Origin of the sequence: Propionispira arboris (assembly GCF_900109225.1) — a bacterium.
In the GTDB taxonomy this organism is placed as follows: domain Bacteria; phylum Bacillota; class Negativicutes; order Selenomonadales; family Selenomonadaceae; genus Propionispira; species Propionispira arboris.
Genome location: NZ_FNZK01000002.1, coordinates 238,760 through 250,486, shown reverse-complemented (window position 1 = coordinate 250,486; position 11,727 = coordinate 238,760). Strand labels below are relative to the sequence as shown.

Below are 11,727 nucleotides of genomic sequence, written 5' to 3'. Positions count from 1 at the left end.
ACACCTTCTATTCCTTTTTCTATCCTGCCAAGATTACAAAATCCAGAATACGCCGCCAACCATGCCAACCAGAACCATGATTCCGGTAACAAGAGTCGGCTTCATTTGACGATTTTTCAACATGTACAAAGTCAATAAAGTAGCACCTAATGGCAAAATTCCCAAAAATAGTTTATCAAACACTTCTTTTTGCATCCCCATGCTTAACGCACCCATTTGAATCGTCTGCGGACAAGATACGGTAACAAATTGCGCGGCTAATGCACCCAAAACAACAGCCCCCATACACGAAGCTCCCGTAATAACTTTTTTGATCTGATTCCCGCCCAGCACTTTTTCAATTCCTTCACGACCAAGTCCATAACCTTTCATAAAACACATGTAACCGATTGGAAACATAATACACGCCATCAAAACGGAATAAACAAGTGGGCCCATCAAATTCCCCTGTGACCCCATACTAAGACCAAATGCCAAAAGAATTGGTGTCAAAGTCCCCTGCCACAACGTATCACCGATTCCGGCAAATGGCCCCATTAACCCTGTTTTTATACCATTAATAGCCTCATCCGTAACAGGCTTCCCCTGCGCACGCTGTTCTTCCATCGCTAAAACAATGCCGTGTATAATACTGCCAAAATGCGGTTCTGTATTAAAAAACTGCATATGCCGTTTCAATGCGGCTTTATATTCCACTTTGTTATCCCCATACAGCTTTTTGAATACATTTTTAAATGAAAATACAACCGCTGTTGCCATTAATCTTTCATAATTGTAATTGCAATTTGAAAAAAGTATCCATCTCCAATAAGCAATCACTAAATCCTTTTTGGATAAACTTTTCTGTTCAATCATTTTAAAAGTCCTCCTCTTCCGTGCTATCCCCGGCACTGGCCAAAGCTTCTTCTGCCGGATGACTTAATTGCGTATAGAAAAAAGCGATAATTGCCGCTATAACAGCGACTGCCGTAATAGGCAATTTGAAATAAATGATAAAAATAAACCCTAAAATGAAAAACGGTATTGTTCCCGTACGTCCAATAGCTCTAAGATTCATCGCAATACCAAGTGCTGGAAGTAAACCACCAATAACCTCTAAAACATGCAAAGGCGTACTTGATAAACTAGCAATAATATCAGCGACTGCATCCGCACCATAATAAACAGCAATCGTCGCTGGAATCACACTAAGAAAAAACAGTAAAATCTGCGGCGGCCAAACATGCAAAAAGCAAATTTTATCCAAATCACCTTTTTCAGCCGCTTTATCTGCCATATGCACAAACGTAACATCTAACGTCATATGGGCGATCCAAATCATAGTTCCCAACAATCCCAAAGGCAAGGCAATGGTTACTGCCGCAGCCGGAGATACGCCGGCAACCATAGCCCAGGCCGTCCCGACATATCCGGCAAGTCCTGGGTCCATCGGCTGAGAGCCTCCGGCAGATATAAAGGCGATATACGGCAGTTGAATCGCTGCCCCAATGATACAACCGCTAACTGGATCACCCAGAATAAATCCTACGATGGTACCAGCTACCAGTGGTTTATAAAGAATGGATAAACTGCCGATGCAGCCAAAAAACAGTGATCCAGTTTGACTTAAATAATAGAATACGCCAATTAAGGCTGCCTGCCAAAATTCAATTGTCATTTTTATCACTCCATTTTAATTAAAATATGTTTCGCTAAACGAAGTATTCCCAAAAACTATACCAGCGTAGCAACATCGGTTTCCGTATCATCCGCGACAATTCGTACAGAAACTTTTGAACCTTTTTCTATTAATGCTTTTAACATGCCGCGTTCTTCCTCCGAAGCTGAAATATTCTTATAAAATTTCTTTCTCGTCCCGCGAATTCCCATACCACCTATATTAATATGTTCAAAAATAATGCCAGCTTCCATTAACTCATACAAAGTTTTCGGAAATTTCACCAGTATAATGCACTTATCTTTTTGAAAACCTTTTTTCAAACGAGGAATCGCTTTTGCAACCGTGAAGGCTGCTACCTTAACATCATCCGGCACACACGTTTTAAATACACTTTTCATAAACGGATCAACGGCAGATTCATCATCAATAATCATGATTTTATTAGCTCCCGTATAATTTAACCACGAAGTCATAACCTGTCCGTGAATGAGTCTATCATCAATCCGCACTAAGACAATTCCGCTTATATACATGATAAAAGACCTCCTTAAAATTCTTCTTCCGTATTTTGTTGTGCAGCTTCTTCGATTACATTTTTCAAGCTCAAAATACTATTGGTGCCGATGATGATGCAACGATCCTTTAATTCCTCTACTGAAATAGACTCTCGATTTGTGAGAGCTTCGATCAGCATTGGCATATTAACGCCCGTGATGCAGGGGAAATATTTCTTTTTCATACACCGCATCAGCGTATTAGCTGGCGTACCACCCAGAAAATCACAGAATCCCAATACACCATCCCCTGTATCGATTTCATCGAATAAGCCAAGCAATTTCTGTTCAAAGGTCTCAATGCTGTCCCCGTGTTTTAAACCAATGGCTTTTAAATTCGACTGTTTACCCAAAATCAGTGTGATTGCCTGAATTAGTTCCTGTCCTAAATCCGCATGTGTCGCAAGTATAATACCAATCACGTTATTCACCTCCTTCCGTTGATTTTCCAAACTCTCAAACATCCCTGAATTCCACACCACCTCCTTTTATTAACAGAATTTTCCGACTTAAATTTACGATTTGCGGACTTTTACCTGCAGGGCAATCTCAAAGCCTAATGCCTTAGCCAGCTTTTCTAATGTTTCAATCGTTGGTATCACTTTTTCATTTTCAATATTGGATATATGCTTTTGACTGACACTGCTTTTCAAAGCCAATTCGTTCATGGTAAGATTTTGTGCTATACGTTCCTGTTTGATATAAAGTACCAAGTCCCGTATCACGTTCCTCACCTCGATGTTTTAATTTTCCTTATATCCACATTCAGCTAATTTTTTTCAATCTAATTTTTTTAACGGTCTCTCCATCTTTTGCCTTTCTATAATATCTCTCAATGAGATATTATTACTTTTTCGTTTACTTGTCAACTCATTTTGAGATATAAGCATCTATTTCCTTTCATTTTATATCGCTTTTTGAGATAATCAAAATATTGGAAGGGTGATTTTAGATGCGTCTAACTGAATTACGAAAAGAAAAAAAGATAAGTCAAAAGGAATTTAGTCTGATCTTTAATGTTGCACAGAATACAGTATCTCAATGGGAAACTGGCAAGCGCAGTATCGATACTGAGACATTGAAAAAAATAGCTGATTATTTTATGGTCACGACAGATTACCTTTTAGGACTTGATGAAATAAAATCCAGACCTTCACATCTAGAAATATCTGAAGATGATATTACCCTTTTACAAAAAATCAAAAACCTGTCACCTGACAAACGAGAAATAGTTGATACCGTTATCAAAGTTAATAACTCTGATAAAAAATAGCCTTTGTAAAAATCATATGGCTCTTGACAGCCACTACTACCACTTGACGAAAAATAGAATTATCCTTTTCTATTTTTCGTCAAGTTAGACCATGTTATAATAATTTAATACAAACAAATTTAACTTTCTTCCTCACATAATAGAAATGTGCTTTAATTTATATTGCTAAAAACATGGTCTCCAGTAACTTGCTTTGATTTTAATATCATATTAAGTTTTCATTCATCACCGATTAGGTGACTTTATATCCTTATTATAAATCACCTAAATGGTGACGTTAAGGAGATTTTTATATGTTTAAAAAAGAAATTTTTTGCCAACGCTTAAGACAGTTACGACAAGATAAAAAGATGACAACCACACAACTTGCTACTGAATTTGAAGTTACAAAGCAAACTGTAAGTCGTTGGGAATTAGGTGACCGGATACCAACTCTCGATACAGTTGCAGCGATTGCAGATTATTTTGATGTTTCTCTCGACTATCTGGTTGGTATAAGTGATATTAAAAAACGAAGATAACTAAATAACATATGCACGCGCTGCTCTCTTATCTTTCTTTCAATACGCATCTAGAAAATGAATGAACATTGTACTTTACATTTAAACAAATTTTTCTTCGTGATATAATGATTTAGTTATAGATATATAGAACGCGACTTAATAATACTGACAGCTAAACCTTTTCTAAAATATCGTTTAAAGATACTTTAAATTTTTTTAAAATTTGATTTTCGTTTTATATCACTTGATAGGTTTTTCTCAATCACCAATTTTAGAAAGCATCTATCAAATCATATTAATATTAATCAATTTAATTTAAAGACGAATAGTCTTTAAATAAGATCTCTTCCCCTCTTTTCTATAGCAAATTTTTATAACTATTTATCTTACGTCTTCATTATAGTCTCTTATATACATCCAGTCAATATAAAAGTTGTAAATATGCATCTAAAGGACGTGTTTTTATGGAACCAAACGATATAGATATAGGTAAACGCTTACAGCAAGCAAGAAAAAATGCCAATTTAACGCAGCAAAAACTAGCTGATATGATGAAATTATCTGTATCTTATGTAAAAAGTACTGAAAGAGGTAAGAAAGCTAGTCTTAAATATTTATTTGCGGTAGTAGAAAACTGCCATGTATCTTTTGATTGGTTACTAACTGGCGTCCAAGACCCTGCAAAATCCCCACAAACTATTATTAAAGATGCCGAAATTGAACAATTATTGGATGTGCCTCGTAAACTTTTAAATGACCCAAACCCAGAACTTCAAATATGGGCTAAAATTCAATTACAGAAAGCGTTTGCAGACTATTACCCCACTGAAAAATAAAAATGCACCAAAAAAGACGATATAGATTGGGCTTGTAATTGCCTAATTTATATCGTCTTTTTACATTCTTGCAACACTTACTCAAAATCAGTATAACTAACAAGATTTTAAAAATAAACCATATTCGTAAAGATATCGACAACAAGTATACACCTTCGAATATTCGAAGACTACCCATTCCATGGTTTTTGGAAATTATTTTTCTTGTACATCTATGAATAAACCGTCAAATTTTTACTTTTTCTATATTTGCTTTTCGCTTACCTTTTCGAAATCATTAATGGTTGTATATGCTTCCACTTATTTTTTTATATTACAAACTATATTGGGATACTCCAGACCTGCAAAAGTCCTCAATACTGCTTCAAATATTATTTGAGCACCTAAACGTGGAACAGCCATACCTATCTGTTTTCTTACAGCTTCTTTTGAACCAAGAAACTCATACCAGTCCGGAAAAGTCTGCAAGCGGGCTCGTTCTCTATTTGTCAATGCTCGCGGTTCATCATAATGATACATATGTGTTCCACCACCGCCAGATCCTGTAACTGTATATGCAGGTTTCTCTGGATCAAGTCGTTTGTATATCTGACTAATTTTAGCACCTTTAATTTTTAATTTTAGATGTTCAGGAAGATCAGCTGTAAAAACATTTTGCCCTGGTAAAATATGATTTAACCGTTCAATAACCGTACTAGATTGTTTTGTTATTTCATTATTATAAGCATTTTCTGGAATAGGTGGATCTTCTAATGCTTTTCTACAAGAATTGTCTATATTTGCATAAATTTCTGGACTCGGAACTTTAAACTCATGCGGTAAATCATTACGAATGCCAATAATAATAACACGATGCCGTGCTTGAGGAATTCCATATTCCTCAAATTTATACAAATGTGGATAAACTCTATATCCAGCATCTCTTAAATCTGCGAGTATTGTATCAAATGCGTCTCCCCCATTTGCACTACGCAATCCGCCAACATTTTCAGCTAAAAACCATTGTGGCTGAAAACATTTGAGAACTTTCACTCCATATGTATACAAAGGACCAAATGTTCCATCAAAGCCTTTTTGCTCTCCCACTACACTGAAATCATTACACGGAAAACCGAACGCCAAAGCATCTATTGGCGATAATGATTCAATATTTAACGTTCGAACATCGCCACAAATAACCGACTCGGGATGTTCTCGGCAAATATTATTTACATATGTATCGCATGTACTCTTATCATAATCATTTGCCCACTCATGTATTATTTTAAAATCATCTAATCCTATATCAGCTTTTGTTGCACCTAATGCTATTCCTCCAGGTCCACAAAATAATTCACCTAATTTAAAAATCATACTAATATACTCCTCAACTTCTTAAATAATATTCATATTTTATTTATTTCACTTTATCGTGATTATTATAATAAATTCAGAAAAATTTCAATAGAAATAAAGCAGCGGAAACGCCTCTGCCTCAACTCATATATGATAAAAACATAACAGTAACGTATATCGTACTATTTTTCATAAATAACATTATACATTCCAACAGATTTTAAATCTATACTTAATTCAACTTATGAATTTTTGCAATAAATAGCTTTCAACAAAGGACTGTTTTCTCTATATAAACATCTACCAAAAACAGGTTTTGCACTATTCTCATGAAACCTTGATTTACAATCATCTTTTTTCATATTCACATAAAATTCGTAACACAAGAGAATACACGTTCGATTTATTATGTATTATATCATACTTTTAATGATTGTGCAGAATTTTAATTTCATGATCAAGAAATTTTTCATATCTTGTTAAATTCACTTTTCTTAATAAATATGGTACAATTTAGGAACTTAATATTAAAGGGAGTGCTATTATGCCGCAAATAAATGATTATTTCACTGCACCATTAAAAAATGTTCATGTGCACTGGGGAAATCGTCCAAACTATCAACGCAATCCATATGAAGCCTATATAAAAATTGATATGCCTACGGCAAGAAGATTACAACTTTTAAAAACAGGTCCTGATTACCTAGTTGAAGGACAATCTTTTTATGTATTTCCTGGTGGATCACAAGGAGCATGCCATGAATATGGAAAGAATTTAGAAAGCCGCGGAGATTTAACATTATTAGGGCATTATCTTATAGATGAATTGCATGCTCAAGTTGGAGATACGATCCGCGTCACTTGGGTCACAGCTACAAGCGTCAGGATTACGCTCGAATGCACAAACTAAAGTATGCTACAATCACTAAACTTTCTGAAAAAAGAGGTTATCCCCCGTCCCTATATGTAAATACGAAAAGCCCGCACCAAACCTTATTTTTAAAATTGGTTTAGTGCGAGTTTTTATTTTGCAACTATGATTATTCGTAAATACTTCAACACGTTTTATCGTTAGCCTAACTAACAAAAGTAAAGATATCTCCAAACCTATTACTTAATAAATAACAGCCTATGCCAAATAACTTAATATCGTTTTTACACACCCGGCAAGATCTTTTTTTATGTCGCTTTCCCAAAAACGAAGTACGAGCCAACCTTCATTCAGTAAAGCATCGTTGACTTCTTTTCCTCGTTCTATATTGCGTTCAATTTTGGGCAGCCAATACGCTTTATTTGTTTTTACCTGCCGACGAATCCCCCCCATATCACGGCCATGCCAAAAATCGCCATCTACAAAAATAGCGATTTTCTGTTTTATCAAAACAATATCTGGTTTTCCCGGCAACTTTTTATAGTTTTTTCTATAGCGTATACCATAATTCCAAAGAGCTTTACGAAGAAGAACCTCTGGCTTTGTATCTTGACTTTTTATATGTTTCATATTTTTATGTCGCTGGGAAGATGTAAGATTATCCATAGTATTCACGCAACCTTTTAGCCTAGATTCCCGGAAACACATAACAAGGTGATCTCTAACCCGCATAACTACTAGAAAGCTAACTCGTTACGTATTTTTAACATAACGATACATTTTGAAGTATTATAATCACTCAAAGTGCTGATTTTATTGGATGTATAAGAATCCTCGTTATGAGTTAGCGGGATTGCAGGTTTTAGTGATATGTGAGAAGCGTCAATTCAATTTCAGTATCCGTTACCCGTCTCACTTTTACCTTATCACCAATCTCTGGATTACAGCTAGTAAGCCATGGTTCTAATGCCTTTAAACATTTCCTACTTTTTACATTTCTTTTTTCTCATGGTTATTTCCCATATTTTATAGAGTTTTCGGCTACCATAAGAGAGCTGCATATATCTAAATCGCTGAGTTCTATTTTTCGATTCACAGAAAAGATCTGACATATCTCGTCTTTCGTGTAAGGACTATTTCCTTGCCGCTCTGCCATTTTAATAAAAGCCGCTACTGGCATTGCGGAACCGTTTACGCCAGTAGCATTCACAATTTTACAAAGCGGTGAAGCAATATTATTAGAAAATCCACCTGCTATGTACGAAAAAAAGCCTACCGGCAGAGTACTAGAACTATACGTTTGAATATCCTGCAAATAATGATAAATCATACGATCACGCTGCGTCGCCCCTAAATCGTACCTATTGTATGCTTTTGTATCAATGATGGCTTGGTATCCAGCATTTTCAGCAATCAACAAAACATCTGGCACCTCCTTTGCACCACCCGCAATATGATGCGATGTAAAACCAAACACATTTTTAAAAATTTCTGCCGTTGCAATTTCAAATTTTCGGCAATCTTCACGGCCATTAAATGCCAATTCAAAATAATTAGCCATAAAAGCGCCAATCGAACCATGCGGATATTTTTTTTGCAGAATTTCTTCAACAAATTTTGCTGAGATCCCTGCTAATTCTGCAATTTTATCCACCACAGCCGCATTAATAGCGCCAATTGGTTCTTTTAACGAAAGTGATACAAACGCCTGCTTAACTCGATATTCAGCAATCATATCGGCCGTAACCGTTTCTGTTTGACTAAGATTTCTCGTATCTTTGCGATGTGCCGGATCTAAACCATATTTTCGCTGAAAAAACTCATGGTCTCCCGGACGATCAATAAATGGCAATCGCTTACTAATAATCTGTTTCACTTCATCATAGCGATCTTCTAGCACCCGCAGTTTCCCATCTTCTCGAAAAACATACTGTGTATATTCCATCCAGTTAATCATTGTATTGGCCGTATCTTCTAAATGAGAAAAGGGATGTTCTGGATTAACATCGCCTTTTGACGGCTTATATAATGTGAAAAAATCTTTTGATAGACACCTATCACCCATTTCTCTAAACAGTAAAATTCTCTTTACAATCTGTTCGTAAGATTGATCACTTTCATTTTCAGCTTCAACTAAAACGATTTTTGCAATTTCTTCCTGTGACAGCCACCTAAGTCTGTCATCTATCAAAAGTTTTAGCAAAAACCAAAAAGGATGAATTTTAAAACGTTCATGTACCTGTACGCCACGTCCTAAAGAATAAGCGGACGGAAATTGGTATTTTAAAACTTGGTTAGTTAAAATATGAACTGGCGATGCACCATTCATAATCGCTTCTCCGGCCAGAGTCAAACGAAGTTGATTTGTTTCCTGCTGAGAAAAAATAAGGCCTAAACTTAGCAGCCATGCTTTATATGTTCTGGCACCACCACCAGTTTGATCGCGCCTATCTCCCTCTCGTTTCAGCCCACTACTTTCTAAAGCATCTTCCAATGATAAATGTGATTCACGCTGTCCTTGCCACACCTGATCCAAAGATTGCTCTGCAAAGACCGCTAAAACATCTGGAACTGAATTTAATTTTCGTTTAGGCCGTGTTACCCACCAATAATTGAGCATTCGCCACTCTCCTCTGATACATCATCTATAGTTTGCCACAGGCAAAAAAGCAACAGTAATTACTTATAGTCTGCAACTCATTTAATTCATGTTTTATCTCATTATATTATAACTCTTACTATATCATTTCAACTATTTTTTGTATATTTTTCCCTAAAATAAACAAAAATCACAAAATAACTTTTTGATCAAAAGTGTATCTTGACAACAAAAAAAATGTGATATAATAGTTTGGTCGAAACATAACAATGTTCACAAGAGATGGCTACCTTGTGCTGATGATGACAGGCTGGTTTTTAATCAAACCCGTTCTTAACTTTTTACTCCAAGGAGTGTGTTGCTATATGAATATTGATTTAGTAATAAGACCTTTACTTGTACTCCACATTAACTATTTAGCCATCTTCTCTTATAAGCAAAGCTTACTGACGATCCTTTGAAATCCGGGTGAAAAGGGGAAATAAAGGGTTATCGACATTGTTGAAAAAGCACTGTCGATAACCCTTTATTTTTTGGTTTTTTGTCATATTTTTTAAACATTTGCATTCTCCCATAACGCAAAAACAGACGACTATACCCATTAGCAGTTTAGTCGCCTTATAAAAATCTTACGATATAGTAAATTTTGTTTATTCCAACGGATTTTATTTATTTGCCAAGCATCTGCCATTTCGCCACTTCTTTTCGTATCGATTGCCATGCATTTTCTTACCAAAAACAAACAGTTCCATACTTCAAGCGTTACAAGAATTCTTGATATCGACATAAAATCAACAAAACTTACATTTTAAATTTATTCAAAAAAATTAATTTTATACAATTATAAACCTTTTATCCTATAATTTCAAGTGGCACACAAGAAGCGTATTTTCTCCACATTTAAGTTGCTGTAGTATCAATCGTTTAACTGTAATTGCAAATATTCATCTTTTAAAATACTCATCCATATAGTATCCCAATATTGACCGTTCATAAAAAAATGTTTTCGCAGCCGACCTTCTTCAATGAATCCACATTTTTTATAGCAATTATATGCTCGCAGATTATACTCGTGCAAATTTAACTGAAGCCGATTTAAGTTTAACTTTCTAAAAACATAATCTTGTAAAAAATGAATAGCTTCTGACCCAATTTAGTGTAACCTATCCAGACTTTAATATTGGGGGTGTGAACCGGGATTATATCCGTCAATAACGTCTTTCTCCAGTTGATACAATAATTTGATATTATAATCACCTATACCATATTGGGGATACGCTTCAATTATAACTTTTATTATATCTTCTTTACTCTTTTTATCCTTGATCATTGCTCTTATAGCGGACCTAATTTCGCTATTGCCAGAAGTATAATTCTTATATAATTTAATGCCTTCTCGTAATTCTTCGAAAACAAGGTAATCATTTCTTGTAAATACTTTATTGATAAGGATATCTTGATATATTGAATAATAGCCACTTAGATTTATATTGTAAGATTTAATTACTATATTATCCAGCTTGTCATATTGCCAAAAATCTTTCCGAATAATATTTAATAATACTATCCCACCGTATTTACTATAGTCTAGATATGCACATAAAGTCAGCAAATTAATTTGACAAAACATATCCTCATCAAACCACAAGATAACTTTGGCATATGATTTATTTAATAATTTATCTAGTTCCATAATCGAAATTGCAGAATACTCTTCATAATTAATGTTTAAAGATTTTGCTCGCACATGAAAAAAAGCATCACTAAAAATCTTCTCGTTGCTTTCCCCTGTAACCATTGATTCATTGAAAGCCATAATATCTTCATCTACATCACATTTATTTGTTAAATAGGCTTGCAATTCTTTACCATTCGCAATATTTAAAATCATTGTTTATCATCTCCCCAAGCCTGTATTTCAACTCTAATTTAGAGCAATCTGCTGAATTGCATTTCCAATTGGCTGATCAATATCTGAAAAAGGATTCACCAATCTCGCTCACGCAATTAATCCTTGTTTTATCATAAGACTCACCGAAAAGGGTTCCTTGAGTTAGCCCTATACATTTCTAAATTATAAATTTCAATATAAAACA

14 protein-coding genes are annotated in these 11,727 nt (G+C 34.9%); 4 read left to right on the top strand and 10 right to left on the bottom strand.

What is annotated here, in order from left to right:
• Window positions 1–33: 33 nt before the first annotated feature.
• The 5 genes from BMY14_RS03105 to BMY14_RS03085 form a co-directional block, all read right to left on the bottom strand.
• The gene (locus BMY14_RS03105; protein ID WP_019552693.1) at window positions 34–855 is read right to left on the bottom strand and encodes a PTS system mannose/fructose/sorbose family transporter subunit IID; all 822 of its coding nucleotides are present in this window, start codon (window positions 853–855) and stop codon (window positions 34–36) included.
• A gap of 1 nt (window position 856) precedes the next feature.
• Window positions 857–1,657 carry a PTS mannose/fructose/sorbose/N-acetylgalactosamine transporter subunit IIC gene (locus tag BMY14_RS03100; RefSeq protein WP_019552692.1) on the bottom strand — a complete coding sequence of 267 codons (801 nt, stop codon included), beginning with the start codon at window positions 1,655–1,657 and terminating at the stop codon, window positions 857–859.
• 56 nt (window positions 1,658–1,713) lie between these two features.
• A complete protein-coding gene (locus BMY14_RS03095) occupies window positions 1,714–2,193 on the bottom strand; it encodes a PTS sugar transporter subunit IIB (RefSeq protein ID WP_019552691.1) in 480 nt (159 codons plus the stop codon).
• A 14-nt stretch (window positions 2,194–2,207) separates the two neighbouring features.
• Window positions 2,208–2,636 carry a PTS sugar transporter subunit IIA gene (locus BMY14_RS03090; RefSeq protein ID WP_091829119.1) on the bottom strand — a complete coding sequence of 143 codons (429 nt, stop codon included), beginning with the start codon at window positions 2,634–2,636 and terminating at the stop codon, window positions 2,208–2,210.
• Window positions 2,637–2,729: 93 nt separating this feature from the next.
• Window positions 2,730–2,939 (bottom strand): helix-turn-helix domain-containing protein, encoded by a 210-nt coding sequence (locus BMY14_RS03085; RefSeq protein ID WP_091829116.1) that lies wholly within the window; start codon window positions 2,937–2,939, stop codon window positions 2,730–2,732.
• Between the two features lie 227 nt (window positions 2,940–3,166).
• On the opposite strand from BMY14_RS03085, the gene BMY14_RS03080 reads away from it, so the two are divergent.
• From BMY14_RS03080 to BMY14_RS03070, 3 genes are all read left to right on the top strand, one after another.
• Complete coding sequence (locus BMY14_RS03080; RefSeq protein WP_091829113.1) at window positions 3,167–3,487, top strand: helix-turn-helix domain-containing protein; 321 nt, start codon at window positions 3,167–3,169, stop codon at window positions 3,485–3,487.
• A 293-nt stretch (window positions 3,488–3,780) separates the two neighbouring features.
• Window positions 3,781–4,008: a helix-turn-helix domain-containing protein gene (locus BMY14_RS03075; RefSeq protein ID WP_091829110.1), complete on the top strand. Its 228-nt coding sequence runs from the start codon at window positions 3,781–3,783 to the stop codon at window positions 4,006–4,008.
• A gap of 446 nt (window positions 4,009–4,454) precedes the next feature.
• Window positions 4,455–4,826, top strand: a complete 372-nt coding sequence (locus BMY14_RS03070) for a helix-turn-helix domain-containing protein (protein ID WP_091829108.1) — start codon at window positions 4,455–4,457, stop codon at window positions 4,824–4,826.
• Window positions 4,827–5,126: 300 nt separating this feature from the next.
• Here BMY14_RS03070 and BMY14_RS03065 read toward each other — a convergent pair whose 3' ends face one another.
• Window positions 5,127–6,179 carry a DNA cytosine methyltransferase gene (locus BMY14_RS03065; protein ID WP_091829105.1) on the bottom strand — a complete coding sequence of 351 codons (1,053 nt, stop codon included), beginning with the start codon at window positions 6,177–6,179 and terminating at the stop codon, window positions 5,127–5,129.
• A 526-nt stretch (window positions 6,180–6,705) separates the two neighbouring features.
• On the opposite strand from BMY14_RS03065, the gene BMY14_RS03060 reads away from it, so the two are divergent.
• On the top strand, window positions 6,706–7,071 hold the full coding sequence (locus BMY14_RS03060; protein ID WP_091829103.1) for a hypothetical protein: 366 nt from the start codon (window positions 6,706–6,708) through the stop codon (window positions 7,069–7,071).
• A gap of 219 nt (window positions 7,072–7,290) precedes the next feature.
• Here BMY14_RS03060 and BMY14_RS03055 read toward each other — a convergent pair whose 3' ends face one another.
• The 4 genes from BMY14_RS03055 to BMY14_RS03040 all read right to left on the bottom strand — a co-directional run bounded on the left by BMY14_RS03055 (window position 7,291) and on the right by BMY14_RS03040 (window position 11,522).
• A complete protein-coding gene (locus BMY14_RS03055) occupies window positions 7,291–7,698 on the bottom strand; it encodes a very short patch repair endonuclease (RefSeq protein WP_091829099.1) in 408 nt (135 codons plus the stop codon).
• Between the two features lie 346 nt (window positions 7,699–8,044).
• Window positions 8,045–9,652, bottom strand: a complete 1,608-nt coding sequence (locus BMY14_RS03050) for an AlwI family type II restriction endonuclease (RefSeq protein WP_091829096.1) — start codon at window positions 9,650–9,652, stop codon at window positions 8,045–8,047.
• A gap of 895 nt (window positions 9,653–10,547) precedes the next feature.
• A complete protein-coding gene (locus BMY14_RS20820; protein WP_342741755.1) occupies window positions 10,548–10,784 on the bottom strand; it encodes a GNAT family N-acetyltransferase in 237 nt (78 codons plus the stop codon).
• A gap of 21 nt (window positions 10,785–10,805) precedes the next feature.
• A complete protein-coding gene (locus BMY14_RS03040) occupies window positions 10,806–11,522 on the bottom strand; it encodes a hypothetical protein (protein WP_091829094.1) in 717 nt (238 codons plus the stop codon).
• Window positions 11,523–11,727 lie beyond the last annotated feature (205 nt).